The organism is Actinocatenispora rupis (genome assembly GCF_016861975.1).
GTDB lineage: Bacteria > Actinomycetota > Actinomycetes > Mycobacteriales > Micromonosporaceae > Actinocatenispora > Actinocatenispora rupis.
This window is the reverse complement of sequence record NZ_BOMB01000010.1, coordinates 180,857-202,248: the sequence shown is the minus strand read 5'-3', so window position 1 is coordinate 202,248 and position 21,392 is coordinate 180,857. Positions and strand designations below refer to the sequence as shown.

21 protein-coding genes are annotated in these 21,392 nt (G+C 75.2%); 13 read left to right on the top strand and 8 right to left on the bottom strand.

Annotation, left to right across the window (positions count from 1 at the left end):
• Nucleotides 1-2 precede the first annotated feature (2 nt).
• Nucleotides 3-383 carry a DUF2255 family protein gene (locus tag Aru02nite_RS09105; RefSeq protein WP_203656590.1) on the top strand — a complete coding sequence of 127 codons (381 nt, stop codon included), beginning with the start codon at nt 3-5 and terminating at the stop codon, nt 381-383.
• 6 nt (nt 384-389) lie between these two features.
• Here the strand turns inward: Aru02nite_RS09105 and mhpA are convergent, their stop codons facing one another.
• The 3 genes from mhpA to Aru02nite_RS09090 all read right to left on the bottom strand — a co-directional run bounded on the left by mhpA (nt 390) and on the right by Aru02nite_RS09090 (nt 4,716).
• On the bottom strand, nt 390-1,952 hold the full coding sequence (gene mhpA, locus Aru02nite_RS09100) for a bifunctional 3-(3-hydroxy-phenyl)propionate/3-hydroxycinnamic acid hydroxylase MhpA (RefSeq protein ID WP_203656588.1): 1,563 nt from the start codon (nt 1,950-1,952) through the stop codon (nt 390-392).
• 61 nt (nt 1,953-2,013) lie between these two features.
• Nucleotides 2,014-3,075: a Gfo/Idh/MocA family protein gene (locus Aru02nite_RS09095; RefSeq protein ID WP_203656586.1), complete on the bottom strand. Its 1,062-nt coding sequence runs from the start codon at nt 3,073-3,075 to the stop codon at nt 2,014-2,016.
• 177 nt (nt 3,076-3,252) lie between these two features.
• Nucleotides 3,253-4,716 carry an amino acid permease gene (locus Aru02nite_RS09090; protein WP_203656584.1) on the bottom strand — a complete coding sequence of 488 codons (1,464 nt, stop codon included), beginning with the start codon at nt 4,714-4,716 and terminating at the stop codon, nt 3,253-3,255.
• A gap of 221 nt (nt 4,717-4,937) precedes the next feature.
• On the opposite strand from Aru02nite_RS09090, the gene Aru02nite_RS09085 reads away from it, so the two are divergent.
• From Aru02nite_RS09085 to Aru02nite_RS09065, 5 genes are all read left to right on the top strand, one after another.
• A complete protein-coding gene (locus Aru02nite_RS09085; protein WP_203656582.1) occupies nt 4,938-5,612 on the top strand; it encodes a response regulator transcription factor in 675 nt (224 codons plus the stop codon).
• Nucleotides 5,613-5,627: 15 nt separating this feature from the next.
• Nucleotides 5,628-7,142 carry a sensor histidine kinase gene (locus Aru02nite_RS09080; protein WP_203656581.1) on the top strand — a complete coding sequence of 505 codons (1,515 nt, stop codon included), beginning with the start codon at nt 5,628-5,630 and terminating at the stop codon, nt 7,140-7,142.
• Complete coding sequence (locus tag Aru02nite_RS09075; protein WP_203656580.1) at nt 7,139-8,161, top strand: TAXI family TRAP transporter solute-binding subunit; 1,023 nt, start codon at nt 7,139-7,141, stop codon at nt 8,159-8,161. Before Aru02nite_RS09080 ends, Aru02nite_RS09075 begins: the two co-directional genes overlap by 4 nt.
• Nucleotides 8,162-8,236: 75 nt before the next feature.
• Complete coding sequence (locus tag Aru02nite_RS09070; protein WP_239076552.1) at nt 8,237-9,706, top strand: ArnT family glycosyltransferase; 1,470 nt, start codon at nt 8,237-8,239, stop codon at nt 9,704-9,706.
• A 125-nt stretch (nt 9,707-9,831) separates the two neighbouring features.
• A complete protein-coding gene (locus Aru02nite_RS09065) occupies nt 9,832-10,854 on the top strand; it encodes an NAD-dependent epimerase/dehydratase family protein (protein ID WP_203656579.1) in 1,023 nt (340 codons plus the stop codon).
• 159 nt (nt 10,855-11,013) lie between these two features.
• Here the strand turns inward: Aru02nite_RS09065 and Aru02nite_RS09060 are convergent, their stop codons facing one another.
• From Aru02nite_RS09060 to Aru02nite_RS09045, 4 genes are all read right to left on the bottom strand, one after another.
• Nucleotides 11,014-11,172 (bottom strand): hypothetical protein, encoded by a 159-nt coding sequence (locus Aru02nite_RS09060; protein ID WP_203656578.1) that lies wholly within the window; start codon nt 11,170-11,172, stop codon nt 11,014-11,016.
• A 117-nt stretch (nt 11,173-11,289) separates the two neighbouring features.
• Nucleotides 11,290-12,294 carry a sensor histidine kinase gene (locus Aru02nite_RS09055; protein WP_203656577.1) on the bottom strand — a complete coding sequence of 335 codons (1,005 nt, stop codon included), beginning with the start codon at nt 12,292-12,294 and terminating at the stop codon, nt 11,290-11,292.
• 19 nt (nt 12,295-12,313) lie between these two features.
• A complete protein-coding gene (locus Aru02nite_RS09050; protein WP_239076550.1) occupies nt 12,314-13,009 on the bottom strand; it encodes a response regulator in 696 nt (231 codons plus the stop codon).
• Between the two features lie 5 nt (nt 13,010-13,014).
• Nucleotides 13,015-14,379 (bottom strand): hypothetical protein, encoded by a 1,365-nt coding sequence (locus Aru02nite_RS09045; RefSeq protein WP_203656576.1) that lies wholly within the window; start codon nt 14,377-14,379, stop codon nt 13,015-13,017.
• A gap of 372 nt (nt 14,380-14,751) precedes the next feature.
• Between Aru02nite_RS09045 and Aru02nite_RS09040 the strand changes: the two genes are divergently transcribed.
• The 7 genes from Aru02nite_RS09040 to Aru02nite_RS09010 all read left to right on the top strand — a co-directional run bounded on the left by Aru02nite_RS09040 (nt 14,752) and on the right by Aru02nite_RS09010 (nt 20,603).
• Nucleotides 14,752-15,417 carry a glycosyltransferase family 2 protein gene (locus Aru02nite_RS09040; RefSeq protein WP_203656575.1) on the top strand — a complete coding sequence of 222 codons (666 nt, stop codon included), beginning with the start codon at nt 14,752-14,754 and terminating at the stop codon, nt 15,415-15,417.
• Nucleotides 15,414-16,070 carry a TIGR04282 family arsenosugar biosynthesis glycosyltransferase gene (locus tag Aru02nite_RS09035; protein ID WP_203656572.1) on the top strand — a complete coding sequence of 219 codons (657 nt, stop codon included), beginning with the start codon at nt 15,414-15,416 and terminating at the stop codon, nt 16,068-16,070. Before Aru02nite_RS09040 ends, Aru02nite_RS09035 begins: the two co-directional genes overlap by 4 nt.
• Nucleotides 16,067-16,762, top strand: coding sequence for a class I SAM-dependent methyltransferase (locus Aru02nite_RS09030; protein ID WP_203656571.1), 696 nt, complete (start codon nt 16,067-16,069; stop codon nt 16,760-16,762). The genes Aru02nite_RS09035 and Aru02nite_RS09030 overlap by 4 nt, the downstream gene beginning before the upstream one ends.
• Before the next feature lie 176 nt (nt 16,763-16,938).
• Complete coding sequence (locus tag Aru02nite_RS09025) at nt 16,939-18,027, top strand: molybdopterin-dependent oxidoreductase (protein WP_239076548.1); 1,089 nt, start codon at nt 16,939-16,941, stop codon at nt 18,025-18,027.
• Entirely contained in the window at nt 18,024-18,650 is a 627-nt protein-coding gene (locus Aru02nite_RS09020) for a hypothetical protein (RefSeq protein WP_203656567.1), read from the top strand. The genes Aru02nite_RS09025 and Aru02nite_RS09020 overlap by 4 nt, the downstream gene beginning before the upstream one ends.
• 157 nt (nt 18,651-18,807) lie before the next feature.
• Nucleotides 18,808-19,404, top strand: a complete 597-nt coding sequence (locus Aru02nite_RS09015; protein ID WP_203656565.1) for a TetR/AcrR family transcriptional regulator — start codon at nt 18,808-18,810, stop codon at nt 19,402-19,404.
• Nucleotides 19,401-20,603: an FAD-dependent monooxygenase gene (locus Aru02nite_RS09010; protein WP_203656563.1), complete on the top strand. Its 1,203-nt coding sequence runs from the start codon at nt 19,401-19,403 to the stop codon at nt 20,601-20,603. The genes Aru02nite_RS09015 and Aru02nite_RS09010 overlap by 4 nt, the downstream gene beginning before the upstream one ends.
• Here the strand turns inward: Aru02nite_RS09010 and Aru02nite_RS09005 are convergent.
• Nucleotides 20,557-21,036, bottom strand: a complete 480-nt coding sequence (locus Aru02nite_RS09005) for a hypothetical protein (RefSeq protein WP_203656561.1) — start codon at nt 21,034-21,036, stop codon at nt 20,557-20,559. The genes Aru02nite_RS09010 and Aru02nite_RS09005 overlap by 47 nt on opposite strands.
• Nucleotides 21,037-21,392: the final 356 nt, after the last annotated feature.

Genomic DNA, 21,392 nt, shown 5'->3' with positions numbered 1-21,392 from the left:
CGATGGCCACCTGGAGCAGCGACGAACTCGACCGGATCGGCGCCGCCGTCGAACTCGACCTCGAATCGCTCCGCCCCGACGGTACGCTGCGCGACCCGGTGACCATGTGGGTCGTCCGCGACCGCGACGAGCTGTACGTGCGCTCCGTCCGGGGCCCCGACGGCCCCTGGTACCGCGGGGCACGGTCCCGGCACGCCGGCCGCATCCACGCCGGCGGCGTTGACCGCGACGTCGACTTCTCCGACGCCGGCCCGGACCGTGACACCACGTCCCGGATCGACGCCGCGTACCGCAGGAAGTACGCCAGCTACCCGGCGGACATCGTCGCCAGCGTCCTCAGCCCGCAGGCCCGCGCCGCCACGATCCGGTTGGTACCGCGCTGATCCGGCTCAACGGACGGCGATCCGGGCCAGCCCCGCGTACGCGGCGCGCACGTCCCGGTCCGCCCGCAGCACCGTGCCGTCCGGGCGTACGACGGCGGCGCGGGCGTGCCCGGCACGCAGCCAGCGGTACAGGACGGTGCCGGGCTCGGCGACGACCCGCACCACGCCCCGCGGATCCGGCGGCGGCAGGAGCGCCACCGCACCGTCGGCTCCCGGGACGCCGGCGGGCGAGGCGTCGGGCGTTGCGGCGGCCGGGGAAACGACGGCGGGTGGCGGGTCGGGGAGGGTGACGAGGGCGAAGCGGCCGGCGGCGAGGTCGTCGAAGCGGCGGCCGTCGGGCAGCGGCGCGTTGGGGCAGAGCGTGCCGGCGAGCGTACGACCCAGCGGCGGCCGGACCACCAGCGGGGAGCCGCGCAGCGCGGGCGTACGGCTGGCGGCGGCGTGCTGGCGTACCGCGGGCAGCAGCCGCAGCCGCGGCGCCACGAACCGCCGCGCCAGGTCGCCCGCCCGGCCGCCGGCGGTCATCAGCGCGCCGGCGAGCTTCGCCTCCCGGATCAGCGCGCGCACGTGGCGCTCGCGTTCGGGCTGGTAGGTGTCGAGCAGCCGGGCGGGCAGGGTGCCGTGCAGGACGCCGGCGAGCTTCCAGGCCAGGTTCGCCGCGTCCCGGATCCCCGCGCCGAGACCCTGCCCGATGAACGGCGGCGTCAGGTGCGCCGCGTCGCCCGCCAGGAACACCCGCCCGGCCCGCCACCGGTCCGCCACCTGCGCCCGGAACGTGTACTCCGCGACGCGGACGAGCGTCAGCTCCGCCTGGGGCGTACTCCCGGTCCAGGGGGCGAGGAGCGGGCCGAGCCGTACCGGGGAGCGGAAGTCGTCGGCCGTCTCGTCGGGCGCCAGCCGGAACTCGAACCGGTACCGCCGCGCGCCGGTGCGCATGAACGTCGCGGCGCGCGCCGGATCGCAGACCTGGTCGACGCCGTCCCACTGGCCGAGGTCGGCACCGGTGTCCACGTCGACCACCAGCCAGCGTTGCGCGAACCCCAGATCCCTTGGTACGGAACCGATCGCGGTACGCGTGGCGCTGCGTGCACCGTCGCAGCCGAGCACGTACCCGGCGGTGACGGTGTGGTGGCGGCCGTCCTCGGCGACCGTCAGCACCACCCGGTCGGCGGCCGGCGCGAGCCCCACCACCTCGACCCCGTCGCGTACGACGGCGGCCGGGTGGCGGGCGAGGTGGGCCCGCAGTACCGCCTCCAGGGCCGGCTGGTCGAACATGTTCGCCTCGGGAAAGCCGTGCGGCCCGGCGCCGCGCGCGAACTCCGCCAGCACCCGCCGCCGCGGATCCAGCAGCCGCAACCCGCGACCCGGCCGCGAGATCGCGCCGAACGCCGCGCCCATGCCGATCCCGGCCAGCACCCGGTACACCTCGTCGTCCAGGTGCACCGCCCGCGGCCACGGGTACGGCGCCGGGAAACGCTCCAACACCTGGCAGGGCACGCCGTACCGGGCGAGCAGCGTCGCGGCCACCAGCCCGGTCGGCCCCGCACCCACGATCACCACGGGCAGCACCGTGCCGACGCTACCGTTCCGCCCGCCCGTCCGCTGCCACCCGGCGGCCGGTACGCGCCGCTCAGGCGGTGAGGCCGGGGAAGGCGGCGGGGCGCTCGCCCGCCGGCTCCACGTCCACCCAGGTACCGGCGCGGGCGGCGGTCAGGATCGTCTCCAGCACCGCGACCACGTGCAGCGCCAGCGCACCGCTCGCCCGGTGCGGCCGGCCGGCGTCGATCGCCTCGACCATCTCGGCGACGCCGAGGCCGCGCTCGTTCCCGGCGTACCGGTCGGGCACGGTCACGTCGGTCCACCCGTCGCGCCGGCCGAGCCGTACCGGGCCGCCGAAGGCGTTCGGGTCGCCGAGCGTGAGCGTGCCGGTCGCGCCGTACAGCTCGATCCGGTACGGGATCGCGGTGGCCGCCACGTCGAAGCTGAGCACGACGGTGGCGACGGCGCCGGAGGCGAACTCCAGCAGCGCGCCGACGTGCGTCGGTACGTGGACGGGGATGACGTGGCCGTCGGCGGCGACGCGCTCGCCGAACGTGGCGCGGGCCGTACCGGCGACGCGGGTGACGGGGCCGAGCAGGTCGACGAGCGCGGTCAGGTAGTAGGGGCCCATGTCGAACAGCGGGCCGGCGCCGGGCTGGTAGTAGAAGTCCGGGGCGGGGTGCCAGCTCTCGTGTCCCGGGCACAGCAGCGTCGCGGTCGCCCCCACCGGTACGCCGACGGCACCGTCGTCCAGCAGCGCGCGGCAGGTCTGCACGCCGGCGCCGAGGAACGTGTCCGGCGCCGAGCCGACCCGTACCCCGCGCTCGCGGGCGGCCTCCAGCAGCCGCGCCCCGTCGGCGGTTCCCGTCGCGAGCGGCTTCTCCGTGTACACGTGCTTGCCGGCCTCGACCGCCGCCAGGCTCACCGGTACGTGCGCGTCGGGCAGCGTCAGGTTCACCACCAGCTCGACGTCCGGCGCGGCGAGCAGGTCGGCCACCGGCACGGCACGCACCCCCGGGTACCGCTCGGCGGCGGCGCGTGCCCGCTCGGGTCGCAGGTCCGCGCACGCGACGACGTCCGTGCCGGGGAACCGGGCGAGGTTCGCCAGGTAGATCCCGCTGATCGTGCCGCAGCTGACGACACCGACGCGCATCCGCCCCACCACCGCAGTACCAGCGGGCGGCGCCGCACCGCCCGTACTCCCCCAGCCTGGCACGGCACCGCCGCGGCGGCCCGGACGTGCGGCCCGCGAACCCGGCCCGGACGTGCGGCGGGGACCGGCGCAACCCCACGCCGGCCCCCGCCCTTTCCTCGGGAGGTGCGAATCGGGTCAGGTGGTCGGGGTGGGCTGCGCGGCGGCGCGTTCGGCGGCGATCCGCTTGACCCGACCGCGTACGGCGAACCAGCCGCCCACCACGAGCAGCGCGATGCCGGGCAGGGAGAAGATGAGGATCTTCCCGGCGAGCCCGTTGAACAGGCTCAGCCCGAGTACCGCGACGAGGAACGCGATGGTGATGTAGTTCGTGTACGGCGCGCCGGGCAGCCGGTAGCTGGGCCGTTGCAGCTCGCCGCGCTTCGCCTTCCGCTGCATGGCGAGGTGCGCGATCATGATCATCGACCACATCGCGATGATGCCCACCGCGGAGAACTCCAGCGCGATCTCGAACGCGTCGTCCGGCACGACCAGGTTCAGCACGATGCCGATGAGGTAGATCGCCGCGGTGAGCAGGATCCCGCCGTACGGCACGCCCCGGCGGCTGATCCGCCCGACGAACTTCGGCGCCGAACCGGCGGCGGACAGCGACTTGAGGATGCGGCCGGTGGAGTACAGGCCGGAGTTCACGCTGGACAGCGCGGCGGTGAGGATGACGAGGTCCATGATGCCGCCGGCGCCGGGCACCCCGAGCTTCGACAGGAACGTCACGAACGGGCTCGTCCCGGGCGAGTACACGGTGTAGGGCAGCAGCATGACGAGCAGCAGTACCGAACCGATGTAGAAGATCGCGATCCGCCAGCCGATCGAGTTGATCGCCTTCGGCACGGCCTTGCGCGGGTCCTTCGCCTCGCCGGCGGTCACGCCGACCATCTCGATCCCGGCGTACGCGAAGACGACGCCCTGCAGGATCGTCAGCGCGGCGAGCACGCCCATCGGGAAGAAGCCGCCGTGGTTGAAGATCAGGCTCGGGCCGGTGGTGTGGCCGTCGACCTGGTGCCGGCTGATCAGCACGACGATGCCGACGATCAGGAACCCGACGATCGCCAGTACCTTGACCAGCGCGAACCAGAACTCCATCTCGCCGAACAGCTTCACCGACACCAGGTTCACGACCAGGACGACGGCGAGCGCGACGAGCGCCGGCAGCCACTGCGGCGTGTCCGGCCAGAAGTACTTGACGTAGATGGCGGCGGCGGTGACGTCGGCGATGCCGCTCGTCGACCAGTTCAGGAAGTACATCCAGCCGGCGAAGAAGGCGGCCTTCTCCCCCATGAACTCCCGGGAGTACGACACGAACGAGCCGGTCGACGGGCGGTGCACGACCAGCTCGCCCATCGCCCGGATGACGAAGAACGCGAAGATGCCGGCCACCAGGTACACGACGGCGAGCGCGGGTCCGGCGGTGTGCAGCCGCTGCGCGGCACCGAGGAACAGGCCGGTGCCGATGGCGCCGCCCACCGCGATCATCTGGATGTGCCGGCTCTTCAGCCCCTGCTGGTAGCCGGCCTCCTCGTGGGAGAACGCGTGGCCGGCCGGCGGGGCGGCCGGTGGTGCGGCCGTGTCGGGCAGCGAAGTCATCTGGTCGTCCTTCGTACGTGACATGTGACGGTGACCGTCGCCGCGGCAGTGGCGCGGGAGCCGGTCCGGTTGGAGGGACAGTAGGGCGGCCCGCCATGGGCCAGCTCACGTTCGGGGCGGATCTTGAGGAAGACTTGAGAGAAGGGCGCCCATCGGGCGTTGACGGTCCGAGTACCCTGCGACGGACCGAATCATCGAAGTCCGGGGTAAAGGGCGCCGAAATGGACATCCTTGTCGTCGAGGACGACGTACGTCTCGCGGACGCGCTGTGCGGTTCCCTGCGCCGGTCCGGGTACGAGGTGCTGCACGTCAGGTCCGGCGGGGCGGCGCTCGCGGCACCGCCGTGCGACCTCGTGCTGCTCGACCTCGGCCTGCCGGACGGCGACGGCCTGGACATCTGCGGCACCCTCAAGGAGCGCACCGGCGCGGCCGTCATCGCCGTCACCGCCCGCGGCACGGAACCGAACCGGGTCCGCGGCCTGCGTACCGGTGCGGACGACTACGTGGTGAAGCCGTTCGGGATGTCGGAGCTGCTGGCCCGGATCGAGGCGGTGATGCGCCGGCACCGGCCGCCCCGCGGCGGCGTGCTGCGCGTCGGCCGGCTCGCCGTCGACCTCGACGCCCGCGAGGCCGCCGTGGACGGCACGCTGCTCACGCTCAGCCGCAAGGAGTTCGACCTGGTGGCGGCGCTGGTCCGGCACCAGGGCGAGGTGGTGGGGCGCGAGCAGCTGCTCACCGACGTCTGGCGGTACCAGTGGGCGGGCGGCGCGCGCACGTTGGAGGTGCACGTCGCCGGGCTGCGCGCGAAGCTGTCCGGCGTGGTCCGGATCGACGCGAGCCGCGGCGTCGGGTACCGCCTGCTGCCGGCGGACGGGGCGGCCGAAACAGCCTCGTAAAGTCGTCCGAGCAGAATGACGGGGCCGCCCGGCGCGTCGGACACCGGGCCGGCGTGGTGGACGGAGGTGCTGGTGTCCCAACGGTTGCGCCTCACGTACCTGTCGCTGTTCGGGGTGGCGCTGCTCGTCCTGGTCGTCGCACTGTCCGTGGTGGTCGCCTCGGACCACTCGCGACGCATGTTCATCGACCGCCAGAACGACGCCGAACGGTACGCGGAGCTGGCCGCGCCGGCGCTCGCCACCGGCCAGACGTACGCGCTGCGCACCGACCTCGACGAGTACGACCGGCTGTACCGGGTGCACGCGGTGCTCGTGTCGCAGGACGGGGTCGGCGTGCTGTCGTCGAGCGGGCTGCCCGACGACGACACCGACCGGTACCGGGCGGCGATCGACGCGGCGCTGTCCGGTGAACGGTCCGCGCCGGCCGGCCCGGTGTGGCCGTGGCAGTCCGGTCCGATGGTCGTCGCCGAGCCGGTCGGCAGCGGCGGCGAGGTGATCGGGGTACTGCTGACGGTGTCGCCGACCGGTCCGCTGCGCCGGACGATCCTGCTCTGGTGGGGGCTGTTCGCCGCGGGTGGACTCCTCGTACTGGTGGCCGGCTCGGTCGCGGCGCGTGGGCTCGCCCGCTGGCTGGTACGGCCGCTGCGGGCGCTGTCGGCCGCCACCGAGGAGATCGCGCAGGGCCGGCTGCGCCGCCGGGTCGCGACCTCCACCGGGCCGCCGGAGCTGCGCGAGTTCGCAACGTCGTTCAACACCATGTCGGACCGGCTCGGCGACCTCGTCGACCGGCAACGCACCTTCGTCTCGTACGCCAGCCACCAGTTGCGTACGCCGCTGGCCACGGTGCGGCTGCGGGTCGAGACGCTGGCCGCGTTCGTCCGGCCGGAGGGCGGCGAGGAGCAGGTACTCGCGCTGGACGAGGTGGACCGGCTGTCCCGGATCTGCGACGCGCTGCTGGCGTTCGCGGTCGGCGACACGACGGCGCCCGAGATCGTCGACGCCGCGGCCGTACTGGACGACCGGTTGCGGTCGTGGCAGGGCGTCGCGTCCCGCGGCGGCGCCGGGCTCACCGTCACCGCGCCCGCCCCGCTGCCCGTCCTCGCCGCCCGCGACACCCTCGACCAGGTACTCGACGCGCTCATCGACAACGCGCTCAAGTTCGCCGGCGACGACGCCCACGTCGAGGTACGAGCGGAGCGGGTGGACGAGCGCTGGGTGGAGATCCACGTGGTCGACGACGGGCCGGGGATGTCCGACGAGCAGCGGGCGCACGCGGCGGAGCCGCGCTGGCGGGAACCCACCGACCGCAACATCGCCGGCTCGGGTCTCGGCCTGACCGTCGCCAGCGCGCTGCTCACCGCGTCCGGCGGCGGGCTGGACCTGCGGGCGGCGCACCCGCGCGGCGTCGACGCGGTGGTACGGATGCTCGCCGCGCCACCGGCCCCGCTCACTCCCGACCCGGACGGGAAACCGCACGGCGACGCCGATCCCGCCGGTACGCGGGCGGCGGACGTGGCGGGCGCGCGATGAGGCGGCGGACCGCGCTGCCGGGCGCGGGTTCGGCGCCGGACCGCGCCGCTGGGCGTGGCGGGCGCGCGGTGCGGCGGCGGACCGCTCTGATGGGGGCGGCGGGGCTGGCCGGGCTCGGTCTCGCCGGGTGCGGCCCACGGAAGCCACCGTTCGACCGGCTCGTCCTGGCCACCGGCGGCGTCGGCGGCGTGTACGCGAAGCTCGGTGCCGCCATCGCCGCCGCCGCGCGCGCCCAGTGGCACATCCCGACGACGGTGCTGCACACCGGCGCCGCGGTCGACAACCTCGACCTGGTGGCGGCCGGGAAGGCCGACGTCGGCTTCGCCACGGTCGACGCGGCGATGCTGGCCAGCGACGGGAGCCCGCCGTTCCACCGGCGGCTGCCGGTCGCCGCCGTCGCCGGCATGTACGACGACCTGATGCAGCTGGTGGTCCGCGCCGACGGCCCGATCCGTACGCTGGCGGGGGTGCGGGGGCGGCGGGTGTCGGTGGGCTCGCCGGGCTCGGGTACCGAGCTGATCGTGAACCGGCTGCTGCGGATCGCCGACGTGCCGGCCGACGCGCTGCAGCTGCACCGGTGGGGTGCGGAGGAGTCCGCGCGGGCGTTGCGCAGCGGGCGGCTGGACGGGTTCTTCTTCTCCGGCGGGGTGCCGACGCCGGCGGTCGCCGCGCTGGCCGGGCACGACCCGGGCGTCCGGATCGTGCCGCTCGACTCCTCCGTACCGCAGCTCCAGGCCCGCTACGGCGAGGTGTACGAGCGGCGCACGCTGGCGCACGGGGTCTACCGGCTGCCGCCGGTGCAGACGTTCGGCATCCACAACCTGCTGTTCACGGCGGCGGACCGGTCGGCGGCGTCGGTGGCGGCGCTGACCCGGCTGCTGTTCGACCACCGGGCGGATCTGGTCGCGGCGCACGACGAGGCCCGCCAGCTCACCACCCGGTCGGCGATCGAGACGTACCCGCTGGCGCTGCACCCGGGCGCCGAGGCGTACTACCGCTCGACGAAGCCGTACACCTGAGTCTCCACAGTGGACGGTCGAGGTTCCGGCCGTTCGGCGGTGCCGGCGCTGGCGCGGGTACGGGATCCTGTTGGCGTGACCGGAGAACGCGGAACACGGACCGCCGGCCCCTGGCTGCTCGGTGGCACGGTGACGGTGCTGCTCGTCGCCCTGTCCGGGCGGTACGGCTACCACCGCGACGAGCTCTACTTCCTGCTCTGCGCACGGCATCTGGCGTGGGGCTTCGTCGACCAGGGGCCGCTGACGCCGGCGCTGGCGTGGCTGGCGCAGGCGGTCGCGCCGGACAACCTCGTCGTACTCCGGCTGCCATCGGCGCTGCTGGCCGGGGCGAGCGTGGTGCTGGTGGGGGCGATCGCGCGGGAGTTCGGCGCCGGTCCGGCGGCGCGCACGGTCGCCGCCGCGGTCGCCGCGATCTCCGGCATCGTCCTCGTGCCGGGCCACATCCTCAGTACGACCACGGCGGACGTGACGCTGTGGCTGGCCGCCGTCTGGTTCGTGGTACGCGTGCTGCGTACCGGCGACACCCGGTGGACGCTCGGTGCCGGGCTCGCGCTCGGCGTCGGGATGCTGAACAAGCCGCTGCCCGCGCTGCTCGGCCTGGCGCTGGTGGCCGGCGTCGCGATCGCCGGGCCGCGCCGGCTGCTGCGCGACCGGTGGGTGCTGGCGGCGGCCGGGATCGCGGTGCTGTTCGCGCTGCCGTACGCGGGATGGCAGGCGCTGCACGGGTTCCCGCAGCTCGGCGTGGCCGGCCGGATCGCCTCCGGCGACGGCTCGTACTCGGGTCGGCTGTCGGCGTTGCTGCTCCAGCTCGTCATCATCAGTCCGGTCGCGGTACCGGTGTGGGTCGCCGGGCTGGTGGTCCTGCTGCGCGACCCGGCGTGGCGACGGTTCCGGTCGCTGGCGTGGGCGTGGCTGGTGGCGTTCGCGCTCGTCCTCGTCGCCGGCGGCAAGGGGTACTACGACGCGCCGCTGCTGCTCGTCCTCGCCGCGGCGGGCGCGGTACCGGTGACCGCGTGGATGAAGCGGCGCTGGTTGGTGGTGGGCGCGGCGGTCGCGGCGGTCGCCTCCGCCGTACTGCTGCTGCCGACGCTGCCCGGCGACCGGCTGCCCGGGTTCGTGACGGCGGCGAACTACGACGCGGGCGAGACGGTCGGCTGGCCGGCGTTCACCGACTCACTGGCCGCGGCATACCGGCGGATGCCGGTGGACGAGCGGGCCCGCGCGGTGATCCTCACCGGCAACTACGGCGAGGCCGGCGCCGTCGCCCGGTACGGTCCGGCGCGCGGCCTGCCCCGGGCGTACTCGGGGCACAACTCGATGGCCGACTTCGGTGCCCCGCCGACCGGTGCCGACGTCGCCCTCGTCGTCGGGTACGGCTCGCCCGCGCTGCTGCGCCGCTGGTTCACCGACGTACGGCCGGCGGGGCGGATCGACGAGCACGTGACGACCGACAACGACGAGAACGGCGGGCCGCTGTGGGTGTGCCGCGGGCTGCGGCGCGGCTGGCCGGCGATCTGGCGCACCGAGGTCGCGCACACCGGGTGAGGCGTCACCGTTTCCTAAGATCCGCCGGCCGTCGACGCCGGTAGCGTCCGGTCCGGAGACCGGCGGACGACGGAGGCGGGGATGGGCGGGCACGGCACGGCACCGGGCGGTACGCGGTGATCCTGGTGACCGGCGGGGCCGGGTTCATCGGGTCGCACGTGGTCGACGCGCTGCGTGCGGCCGGGGAACGGGTACGGGTGCTGGACGTGCTGCACCCGGCCGCGCACCGGTCCGTACCGTCCTATGTGGACGGTGAGTGGGTGCGCGGGGACGTGCGCGACGCCGACACCGTCCGGACCGTACTGTCCGATGTGGACGCCGTGGTGCACCAGGCGGCCATGGTCGGGCTCGGCGTCGACACCGACGACACCCCGGAGTACGTGGGCTGCAACGACCTCGGCACCGCCGTGCTGCTCGCCGGGATGGCCCGCGCGGGCGTGCGCCGACTCGTCCTCGCGTCCTCCATGGTCGTGTACGGCGAGGGCCGCTACACCTGCCCCGGTCACGGCACCGTACACCCCGGCCCGCGCCGCGCCGACGACCTCGACGCCGGCCGGTACGAGCCGCGCTGCCCGGACTGCGGATCGTGGCTCGCGTCCGGGCTCGTCGCCGAGGACGCCCCGACAGACCCGCGAAACACGTATGCCGCAACGAAACTGGCGCAGGAACACCTTGCCGCCGCCTGGGCCCGGACCACCGGCGGCGCCGTCACCGCCCTGCGCTACCACAACGTGTACGGGCCGCGGATGCCGCGCGACACCCCGTACGCCGGCGTCGCCGCGCTGTTCCGCTCCGCCCTCGAACGCGGCGAACCCCCACGCGTGTACGAGGACGGCGGGCAGCGGCGCGACTTCGTGCACGTACGTGACGTGGCCGCGGCGAACCTCGCCGCCCTCGCCGCGCCGCGCGACGGCTTCCACGCGTACAACGTGGCGTCCGGGCAGCCGCACACGGTGGGCGAGATGGCGGCGGCGCTGGCCGAGGCGTTCGGCGGACCGGCGCCGGAGGTGACCGGACAGTACCGGCTCGGCGACGTGCGGCACGTGGTCGCCGCGCCCGACCGCGCCGCCGCCGACCTCGGATTCCGTGCCACGACCGGGTTCGCGGAGGGTGTCGCCGAGTTCGCCACCGCCGCGCTGCGCGCCTGACCCGCCGCCGCCCGCGTCGTAGGTCGTCGCCGCGTCGCGCACTCGGTCGTCGTCACCGCGTAGCGCGTCGTCCCCGGGCTCACCGCGTCGCGCATTGCAGGTCGTTACCGCGTCGCGCGTTGCGCGTGGTCGCCGCGTCGCGCGTCGGCGCCGGGCGGGTCAGGCGGGGCGCTCGTACTGCTGGGACTGGGCGCTCTCCTGCTTGAGGTGGCGCACCGTGCGGGGCGCGATCGGGACGGGAATGCCGATCAGCGCCGTCACGACCGCAAGACACAGCAGCAGCGCCGTCACCACCCGTCGCGCCGTGTTCGACCGCATCCCACCGCTCCTCCCGCACCGGCGCCCACCGTACCTCGTCGGGTGGCTCGGCGGGATCGGGCGGACGGCCGGCGACGCGCGGAGGTGGCCGGCGCGCACCCGAAGCGTCGGTCCGGGTCAGGCGGGGAGCTGGACCTCGAACCGGCAGCCGGGGCCCTCGTTGGCCACGGTGACGCGACCGGCGTGCGCCTCGACCAGGCCCCGGACGATCGCCAGGCCCAGGCCACCACCGCCGGCGGGCCGCGGCGTACGGGCGGCCTCGCCGCGGAACGCCACGTCGAACACGCGCGGCAGGTCCCGCTCGGGGATGCCGCCGCAGGCGTCGGCGACCGCGAACCAGCCCCCCGCCGGGTCCGTACCGCCGGTGAGGCTGATGGTGCCGTCCGGTGGGGTGTGCCGGATCGCGTTGCGCAGCAGGTTCGCGAGTACCCGGGAGAGTTCGGGCTCGCTGCCGCGTACAACGGGCCAGCCGGTGGCGGCGGCGACGAGCCGGACCCGCTTCGCGGCGGCCAACGGTGCGGCGGAGGAGATCGCGTCGGACACCAGGTCGCCGAGGGACACCGCCGACAGCGTCAGCCGCAGCGCGCCGGCGTTGATCCGGGACAGTTCGAACAGGTCGTCGACGAGCCCGGCCATCCGGTCGGTCTCCACCCGGATCCGGTGGTGGTAGTCGGCGACCGTGGCCGCGTCCGACACCACGTCGTCCTCCAGCGCCTCGGCCATCGCGCGCAGCCCGGCGAGCGGGCTGCGCAGGTCGTGGCTGACCCAGGCGACGAGTTCGCGGCGGCTCGCCTCGACGCGGCGCTCCCGTTCGCGCGCCTCGGCCGCCCACACGCTGTCCGCGGCGAGCCGGCGCCCCAGCCACGACGCGACCGCGAGGCTCACCGCGCCGGCCACCGCCACCACGGTCAGCAGTACGGCCAGGTCGTGCGGCGAGATGAACATGGCGAGCGCCGTACCGACGACGCCGGCGACGACGGCGAGCACCGCGACCGCGACGAGGACGGCGATGTGCGCGGTGACCGACCGGCGGCCGGACCGTCGCAGTACGGCGGCGCCGGGCAGCGCGACCGCCAGCGAGCAGCCGAGCGCGATCAGGACGACGAGGACCCGGTCGGTCATGACGCCTCCCCCGGTACGGTCACGGCACGGCCGGTTCGTACCGGTAGCCGACGCCCCAGACGGTGACGATCCGGTTCGGGGCGGACGAGTCGGGCTCGACCTTCTCCCGCAGCCGCCGTACGTGCACCGTCACGGTCGAGTGGTCGCCGAACGTCCACCCCCACACCTCCTCCAGCAGCTCCGCCCGCCGGTACGCCCGGCCCGGGTGCCGCATCAGGAACGCCAGCAGGTCGAACTCGCGGACGGTCAGCGCGAGGACGGCGCCGCCCAGCGTGGCGGTCCGCGCCGCGACGTCCACCACCAGGTCGCCGTCCACCAGCCGGGTCGGCCCCTCGTCCGGCCGGTACGACCGGCGCAGCACCGAACGCACCCGCAGCGCCAGTTCGCGCGGACTGAACGGTTTCGTCACGTAGTCGTCCGCGCCGGTGGACAGGCCGAGTACCCGGTCGGACTCCTCGCCGAGCGCGGTCAGCATGATCACCGCCACGTCCGCGCCGGCACGCATCCGCCGGCACACCTCGATGCCGTCCATGCCGGGCAGCATCAGGTCCAGCACCACCAGATCCGGCCGGTACTCGGCGAACTCGACCAGCGCCGCCGGCCCGTCCGCCGCGAGCCGGACGTCCATGCCGTCCCGCTGGAGGTACCGCCGGACCACGTCCGACACCGTCGGATCGTCGTCGACCACCAGTACCCGGGCCGTCCGTGCCGCCACCACGCTCACCACCAGGTCCGTACCGTCACGGCGATCAGCACCGCCCACCCCAGTTGTACCGCGAGCATCGAACGGGCCCGGCGGGCGGGCAGCAACGCCGCGCACGGCAGCAGCCAGACGGCGAACGGCAGCCAGATCCGCTCCACCTCGCCCTTCGACAGGTCCGACACCAGCGCGGCAAGGACCGCGACCCCGACCGCGGCCGGCAGTACCGCCATCCGCCGGTCCGCCAGCCGACCGAGCCCGAGGAGTACGGCGGGGCCGAGGGCGACCGCCAGCGCGGCCACGTCCGCGAACGCGAAGTACCAGGTGGGTCGGTCCTGCCAGACGGTCGGTGGATGCGCGTCGCGGGTGCCGGTGCGGGTGCGTTCCGCGGCGAGCGAAAGCCCGTGCCACCAGTCGAATCCCGCCGCGTACGCCAGCGCCAGCAGCGCGAGTACGACGGCGGCACCGATCAGCAGGGGCCGGATCCGGCGCTGGACGAGTACGACGGCGAGGGCCGGCACGACGAGCAGCGCAAGGCCGTACGAGAGGAACAGGCAGCAGCCGAGGGCGAGGCCGCCGAGCGCGGCGAGCAGGTCGGCGGACGGTCCGCGCCGGGCCGCCGCGTACGCGAGGGCGCACAGCCCGGCGGCGCCGATCCCGGCGAACAGCGCGTCCGCGCTCGTGGCCACCCACAGCGCCGCCGGCGCCAGCGGCACGAACAGCGCGGCACGGCGGGCGGTCGCCGTACCGCCGAACAGCCGGGTCACCGCGAGCACGCTCGGCACCGCGAGCGCGCCACCGGCGATGCACACCGCCGCGGCGGGGCCGAGACCGCCGAGCCCGATCCGTTGCAGTACAACGAAAAGGCCGAGCGCGCCGGGTGGGTGACCGCCGACGTGCACCGTCCACACCGGACCGTTCGCCGGATCCACCACGTGCCGCGCGAACGTCGACAGGTACGTCCCGAGGTCGGTCACCCGCGGCACGTCGTGCGGGTACTGCTGGAACGGGGCGAGCGGCCCGGTGAGCCCGGCCGGACCGTCGGCCAGCGACAGCGCGACCGCCCACGCCGCGGACACCACGGTCGCCGCCGCCAGCAGCCGACCCCAGCGCAGCCGCGCCACCACCCGCGGCCACAGCACCAGCAGCGCCACCGCGACCACCACCGGGACCGGCAGCCACCAGGACCACGCCGACCGCCACGACCCAGCAATCGGGTACGTGCCGCCGATGTGCAGCAGGTCGTGCGTCCGGTTCACCCACGCGCCCGCGATCCGGCTCGCCGCCACGAGCACCACGCCCGCGGCGAGTACGGCACCGGGCGCGGTGATCCGCCGCCGCCGTACCGCCGTCTCGTCCCGCACGGCGGGCAGGGTGCCGGTCATGCCGCCGACCCTAGCCGCCGCAACGCCGCCGGCACCGCCGGTCCGCCGGGACGTTCGCGGTTCGTAAGAGATGCGCCGCTTCGCGGTACGTCGGGGATGCGGCCGGCCGTTTCGCCGGGCGCGCCGTGGCGGACGTTCGTGGATCGTGATGTTCGCCGTCCGGCAGAGATGCGAGCGACGTTCGCGACCGGCGCGGCGGGTGGTCGCTGGAGCGTCAGCGGTGCGGTGTTCGTGGTTCGTAAGGTTTGCGGGACGTTCACGGCCGCGAGGGATGCGAGCGACGTTCGCGATCGGTGGTCGCTGGAGCGTCCGCGGCGCGGCGTTCGCGGTTCGTAAGAGTCGTGGATGGGTTGGTACGGCTAGGTTCCGGCCATGACCGACGTGATCCTGCCCTGTCTCGACGAGGCCGCCGCACTGCCCTGGGTACTGTCCCGGATCCCTCCCGGGTACCGGGCGATCGTCGCCGACAACGGCTCGACGGACGGCTCCGCCGACGTGGCCCGCGCGTACGGTGCGACGGTGGTGGACGTGCCGCAGCGCGGGTTCGGCGCCGCCGCGCACGCCGGGCTGCGCGCCGCGTCCGCCGACATCGTCTGTTTCGCCGACGCCGACGGCTCGCTCGACCCCGCCGAACTCGACCGCGTCGCCGACCCCGTCCGCACCGGTGCGGCCGACCTCGTACTCGGGCGGCGGCGCCGCACCGTACGCGGGGCGTGGCCGGTGCATGCCCGCTGCGCCAACGCGTTCCTGGCCGCGGTCCTGCGCCGGCGGTCCGGGGTGCCGCTGCACGACCTGGGTCCGATGCGCGCCGCCCGGCGTACGGCGCTGCTCGGGCTCGACCTGACCGACCGCCGCTTCGGGTACCCGCTGGAAATGGTGCTGCGGGCGGCATCCGCGGGGTGGCGGGTGCACGAGGTCGACGTCCGGTACGGCCCGCGCGCGGCCGGCACCCGGTCGAAGGTCACCGGCACCGTGCGCGGGACCGCCCGTGCCGTACGGGACATGGGTCGCGTGCTGCGGACGGAGACCGTCCAATGAGGACACAGCTGCTGGTGGTCGCGAAGGCGCCGGTGCCGGGGCGGGTGAAGACGCGGCTGTGCCCGCCGGCCACGCCGGAGCAGGCGGCCCGGATCGCCGCCGCCGCGCTGGCCGACACGCTCGACGCCGTCGCCGCCACCCCGGCCGCGCGCCGCGTCCTGGTACTCGACGGCGCCGGAGTCCCCGTCCCGCCCGGCGTCACCGTACTGCCGCAGCGCGGCACCGGGCTCGCCGACCGGCTGGCCCACGCGTACGCGGACAGCGCCCGGCCGGGTACGGCCAGCCTGCTGATCGGGATGGACACGCCGCAGGTGGACCCGGGCCTGCTCACCGCCGCGATCGACCGACTGTCCACAGTGGATGCCGTACTCGGTGCCGCGGAGGACGGCGGGTGGTGGGCGCTCGGGCTCCGCGACCCCGCGTACGGCGCGGCGCTGCGCGGCGTACCGATGTCCACCGACCGGACCGGCGCGCGTACCGCGGACGCGTTGCGGCGCACCGGACTCCGGGTGTCCGACCTGCCGGTGCTGCGCGACGTCGACACCGCCGCCGACGCCCGTACGGTGGCCGCCGCGCTCGGATCCCGCGCGGGCAGCAGGTTCGCCGCCGCCGTCACGGCCGAACTCGGCGTGCCCGCGGAGGTCGTCGCATGACGTCCACGATCACCGCGGAGGCGGCTCGACCGGCCGGTGACCCGTCCCCGCCCGACACCCCCACCGACCTGTACGCCGCGGCTCTCGCCGTCACCGCCGCCGGCGGGCGCGCCGAGCTGGCGGTCGGTGCCGGCCACCGATGGTCCACTGTGGACATCGAGGCCTGGACGGCCGGGCCCGGCGCCGCGGACCGTACGCTGCTGGAGCGGTGCGCCGGCGCCACCCTGGACGTCGGCTGCGGCCCCGGCCGGCTCACCGCCGCCGTCGCCGCCACCGGTACCCCCGCGCTCGGTATCGACACCTGCGCCACCGCGGTCCGCCTCGCCCGCGCGCGCGGCGCCGACGCCCTGCACCGCTCCGTGTACGCCCGGCTGCCCGGCACCGGCCGCTGGCGACACGTACTGTTGGCCGACGGCAACATCGGCATCGGCGGCGACCCGTACCGCTTGCTCGACCGGTGCCGCCGGCTCGTCGCACCGACCGGCACGATCCTCGTCGAGGTCGGCGCGCCCGGCACCGCCACCGCCCGCCGCACGCTGCGGCTCCGGCACGGCGGGCGGCACAGCCACCCCTTCCCCTGGGCGTACGTGTCGGTCACGGACCTGCCGCGGATCGCCGACGCCACCGCCCTCCGCGTACTCGACCGGTGGTCGGCGGCGGGCCGCTGGTTCGCCACGGTGGCACCGCGATGACCCGCCGCCGCGCACCGTGCCGGCCGCGGGCCGACCGTCACCGGCTGCGTGCCGCGGCGAGGTCGACCGGCGCCGCGGTCCGGCGGGCGGTGGCCGGACGGCGGCGGGCCGCGGAGCTGGCCGCGCGACGGGTTCCGGCACCCGTGGTACGAGGCGGGCGCGCCGCACTGTCCATCGTGGACGATGCCGCGGCGTCGCCGGTGCGTACCGAGCGGGTGGCGGCGACGCTGGGGATCGCGCTGGGCGTCGGGTTCGGGATCTGTTTCGGCACCGGGATCCTGAGCCACCTGGTGCAGCACCCGCCCGGTTGGTTCGGGTGGCCGTCGCGGCCGGTGCAGCTCTACCGGGTCACCCAGGGGCTGCACGTGGCGACCGGGATCGCGCTGGTTCCGTTGCTGCTGGCCAAACTGTGGACGGTGTACCCGAAGCTGTTCGAGCGCCCGCCGGTCCGCGACCTCGGGCACCTGCTGAGCCGGCTCAGCGTCACCGTACTCGTGGCCTCGGCGCTCACCGAGGTCGTGTCCGGCGGGCTGAACATCGCCCGCTGGTACGCGCCGATGCCGTTCTTCTTCACGGTGGCGCACCACTGGACGGCGTGGGTCGCGGCCGGCGCCCTGCTGGTCCACAGTGGACTCAAGGCGCCGGTGGTGGCCCGCGCGCTGCGCCGGCCAGTACCGTCGGGTGGGCGGCGCGCGTTCCTCGCCACGGTCGGCGCCGCGATCGGCGTCGTCACGCTGACCACCGTCGGCCAGACCGTACGGCCGCTGTCCCGGCTCGACGTGCTCGCCCCGCGCCGGCCCGGCATCGGCCCGCAGGGCCTGCCCGTCAACAAGTCCGCGACCGAGGCGGGCGTCTCGCGCGCGGGCGCGGAGTACCGGCTGCGGGTGGTGGGGCCGCGGAGCCGCGAGCTGTCCCTCGCCGATCTCACCGCACTCCCCCACCACAGCGCGGTACTCCCGATCGCGTGCGTCGAGGGCTGGAGCGCCAGCGCCCGGTGGACCGGCGTCCGCGTCCGGGACCTGATGGCGCTGGTCGGTGCCCCGCCCGGATCGCGGCTGCGGGTCGAGTCGGTGCAGCGCGGCGGACTCTACCGCGCGTCGACCCTGCCCGCCGCGGCCTGCCGGGATCCGTTGTCCCTGCTGGCAATGCGGCTCGACGGCGCCGAACTCGACCTCGACCACGGGTACCCGTGCCGGCTCATCGCACCCAACCTCCCCGGCGTCATGCAGACGAAGTGGGTCACCCGCCTGGAGGTCCTGCCATGACCGCGGTACGCGTCGGTCTCGTCGCCGCCGGTCTCGCCGCCCTCGGCTACGGCGCGGTACGCCTCGTCGCCGACGTCGATCCCTTGTGGTACCTGGTCTTCGCGGTCGCCGTACTGCTCGGGCACGACCTGGTCGTCGCACCCGCCGTCCTGGTCACCGGCCGGCTGCTGCGCGGACTCGGCCGGATCTGGACCGGCGCGCTGGTCGTCACCGCCGTCCTCGTCCTGTACGCGCTGCCGTACCTGCTGGGGTTCGGACGGCGGGCGACCAACCCGTCGGCGCTGCCGCTGGACTATCCCGTCGGACTCGCCGGCACGGTCGCGGCCGTCTGGGCCGTCGCCGCCCTCCTCGCCCTCACCCGGCATCTGCCACCCCGTCACCGTTCCCGCACCACCGCCCCATCACCACCGTCCCCGCCGCACACCCCCGACGCATCACCGTCCACTCCGCACACACGACCGTCCACTCCGGACGCCCTCGACGAATCACCCTCCACCTCAGGCACCACCGACCCGCCGCCGTCCACTCCGGACACCGCGGACCTGCCACCGTCCACTTCGGACACTGCGGATCCGCAGCGGCCGGCTTCGAGCACGGATGAGCCGCCGCGGTCTGCCCGTTGACACCGCACCGCTGACCGCGGGAGTCGCCGACGCGGCCCCAGAACCACCAGCGTCACCCGCCGACAAGCCGGTACGGGTGCGGCGTGGCCCCGGTCGTGCTACCGTCTGGACGTTCGCCCAAGTCGAATGACCTGTACGATCGACCCGGAGGATGGGGATGGCACCGACCACCGCGGACCGTGGCCGCGAAGTACGGCAACGGCTGTTGGACACGGCGGCGGCGCTGATCGCCGAGCGCGGCTGGACGGCGGTGAGTACCCGGGTGCTGGCCGAGCGGGCGGGCGTGGCGGCGGGGGTCGTGCACTACCACTTCGGCTCCGTACCGGCGTTGTTGCGGGAGGCGGCGCTGGCGGCGGTGCGCGGCGTGCTCGACCGGTTCGGGCCCGCCCTCGCGGCCGCCGGCACGGCCGACGAGCTGGTCGCGCTGCTGGTGTCCGGGCTGGAACCGTACGACGGAACGGATCCGACCTCGTTGCTGTTCGCCGAGACGTACCTGGCGGCGACCCGCGACGAGGCGCTGCGCGCCGACCTGGGCGAGCTCGTCACCAGCTTCCGGCGGCTGCTGGCCGACCGGTTGGCGGCGCTGCGCGTGGCGGCGCCCGAGGCGACGGCGGCGCTGCTGGCCGCCACCGTCGACGGCGTGATGCTGCACCGGCCGCTCGTCCCCGGCCCGACCCCGGACGAGGCGGCGACGGTACTGAGCAGGCTGGTCACCGGCGACGCGCGCCGGCGTACCGGGAAGGGGAGGTCATGAGGGTCGTCGTGGGCGGGGCCGGGATCGCCGGTCTGGCGCTGGCGCGGTGCCTGGACCGGCACGGCATCGGCGTCACGGTGCTGGAACGGGCGCCCGGCCCGCGCACCCAGGGATACATGATCGACTTCTTCGGCCCCGGGTACGACGCGGCCGAGGCGATGGGCGTGCTGCCGCGGATCCGGGAGCTGGGGCACCGGGTCACCGAGCTGACGTACCGGGACGAGGTGGGGCGGCGGCGCGGCGGGCTGCGGTTCGACCGGTTCGCGTCGGCGGTCGGCGGGCGGCTGGTCAGCGTCATGCGGCCCGACCTGGAGACCGCGTTGCGCGAGGGCCTGTCGAGCCGGATCGACCTGCGGTACGGCACCGGCCCCGCCGCGGTCGCCGAGCGGCCGGACGGGATCACCGTGACGCTCACCGACGGCGACACGCTCGACGCCGACCTGCTCGTCGGCGCGGACGGCATCCACTCGACCGTACGGCGGCTGGTGTTCGGGCCGGAGGAGCGGTTCGTGCGCCACCTCGGCTACCACACCTCGGCGTACGTGTTCGCCGACGCCGCGGCGCGCGCCGAGATCGCCGACCGCTTCTGCCTCACCGACACGGTCGACCGGCAGATGGGCTTCTACGGGCTGGACGGCGACCGCGTCGCCGTCTTCGGCGTGCACCGCAGCGCGGATCGGGCGCTGCCGGCCGACCCGCGCGCCGCCGTCCGCCGGGAGTACGCGGGGCTGGGGTGGCTGGTGCCGCGCGCGCTGGCCGCCTGCCCGCCGCCCGACCAGGTGTACTACGACCAGGTCGCGCAGATCGAGGTGCCGGCCTGGCACCGCGGACGGGTCGCGCTGCTCGGCGACGCGGCGTACGCGGTGTCGCTGCTCGCCGGGCAGGGCGCGTCGCTCGGCATCACCGGGGCGTACGTGCTGGCGCGGCACCTCGCGGGCGCCGGCACGGTGGACGCCGCGCTGCGCGGGTACGAGCGGGACCTGCGGCCGCTGGCGACGGACCGGCAGCGGACGGCACGGCGCGGCGCCCGCTGGTTCGTCCCGTCGACGACCCGGCAGGTACGGATCCGGCGCGCGGTGCTGCGGCTGGCGCGTCTCCCGCTCGTCGACCGGTACGTGGCGGCCACGCTCGCCGGCAAGTCCACCGCCCTGATCACGAACCTGCGTACGGCGGACGCGGAGCCGACGCGCGCCGCCTGACCGGCCCGTCCCCGGTACCGCCGCGTCGCCGCCGGCCCAACCGCAGCGCCGCACCGGCCACGAACCCGGCCACCCCGGCGGCGACCAGTACGGCGAGGCGGGCCAGGTCGGCGCGGCCGTGCCAGCCCAGCTCCCCCATCCGGTCGACGAGGAAACCGTTCACCACCAGCGCGGCGAACGCCACCGCGGCCGCGACCGCCGGCACGTCCACGCCGACCGCGGCGAACACCGCGACACCCAGCGCCACCACCGTGAGCCGCGCGTCGGTACGGTCGGCTGGCAGCAGCCCAGCCACGAGCGCCGCGGCGACGACGATCGCCGCACCCAACGCGAGGTTGATCCCGACCGGTGTCGCCCTGCGTCGTCCCGTCCACCGTACGACCCGGAAACCGTGCGATCCGCTGGCCATCGCCCACCCGTCCTCGCTCTGCACCGACACGTCCAGTACAGGCGCGGGACGGGCGGGGCGGCAGGGTCGTTGACGCGATCCAGACGGCCCGGCCCCGGATCCTGACACAATCCCAACACCGGCGGGACTGTCGGCAGGAGTACCGATGCCGGACGGGGCGACGGCGCCCAGGTTGTCCTGCCGTGAACCGGTCATCGTCGACACCACGGACACGCCCCGCCACGGCTCGTACGCGCGGCCGGGGCCCGGCCGCGCGACGCCGACCTCGCGCTCTCCGGCGCCACCCTCCTCGACCTCGACCGCATCGGAAACGGCTCGACACAGCCGAAGCAGGCTCGGCGCGTCCCGCGAACCAGTCCGGACCGTCGAACGCCTCCGCG

What these genes read in the sequence shown, in the direction of transcription:
- Aru02nite_RS09105 (WP_203656590.1), top strand. Translation starts at nt 3, where the DNA reads ATGGCCACCTGGAGCAGCGACGAACTCGACCGGATCGGCGCCGCCGTC.
- Aru02nite_RS09095 (WP_203656586.1), bottom strand. Translation starts at nt 3,075, where the DNA reads ATGCGCGTCGGTGTCGTCAGCTGCGGCACGATCAGCGGGATCTACCTG.
- Aru02nite_RS09090 (WP_203656584.1), bottom strand. Translation starts at nt 4,716, where the DNA reads ATGACTTCGCTGCCCGACACGGCCGCACCACCGGCCGCCCCGCCGGCC.
- Aru02nite_RS09085 (WP_203656582.1), top strand. Translation starts at nt 4,938, where the DNA reads ATGGACATCCTTGTCGTCGAGGACGACGTACGTCTCGCGGACGCGCTG.
- Aru02nite_RS09080 (WP_203656581.1), top strand. Translation starts at nt 5,628, where the DNA reads ATGACGGGGCCGCCCGGCGCGTCGGACACCGGGCCGGCGTGGTGGACG.
- Aru02nite_RS09075 (WP_203656580.1), top strand. Translation starts at nt 7,139, where the DNA reads ATGAGGCGGCGGACCGCGCTGCCGGGCGCGGGTTCGGCGCCGGACCGC.
- Aru02nite_RS09060 (WP_203656578.1), bottom strand. Translation starts at nt 11,172, where the DNA reads ATGCGGTCGAACACGGCGCGACGGGTGGTGACGGCGCTGCTGCTGTGT.
- Aru02nite_RS09055 (WP_203656577.1), bottom strand. Translation starts at nt 12,294, where the DNA reads ATGACCGACCGGGTCCTCGTCGTCCTGATCGCGCTCGGCTGCTCGCTG.
- Aru02nite_RS09045 (WP_203656576.1), bottom strand. Translation starts at nt 14,379, where the DNA reads ATGACCGGCACCCTGCCCGCCGTGCGGGACGAGACGGCGGTACGGCGG.
- Aru02nite_RS09040 (WP_203656575.1), top strand. Translation starts at nt 14,752, where the DNA reads ATGACCGACGTGATCCTGCCCTGTCTCGACGAGGCCGCCGCACTGCCC.
- Aru02nite_RS09035 (WP_203656572.1), top strand. Translation starts at nt 15,414, where the DNA reads ATGAGGACACAGCTGCTGGTGGTCGCGAAGGCGCCGGTGCCGGGGCGG.
- Aru02nite_RS09030 (WP_203656571.1), top strand. Translation starts at nt 16,067, where the DNA reads ATGACGTCCACGATCACCGCGGAGGCGGCTCGACCGGCCGGTGACCCG.
- Aru02nite_RS09020 (WP_203656567.1), top strand. Translation starts at nt 18,024, where the DNA reads ATGACCGCGGTACGCGTCGGTCTCGTCGCCGCCGGTCTCGCCGCCCTC.
- Aru02nite_RS09015 (WP_203656565.1), top strand. Translation starts at nt 18,808, where the DNA reads ATGGCACCGACCACCGCGGACCGTGGCCGCGAAGTACGGCAACGGCTG.
- Aru02nite_RS09010 (WP_203656563.1), top strand. Translation starts at nt 19,401, where the DNA reads ATGAGGGTCGTCGTGGGCGGGGCCGGGATCGCCGGTCTGGCGCTGGCG.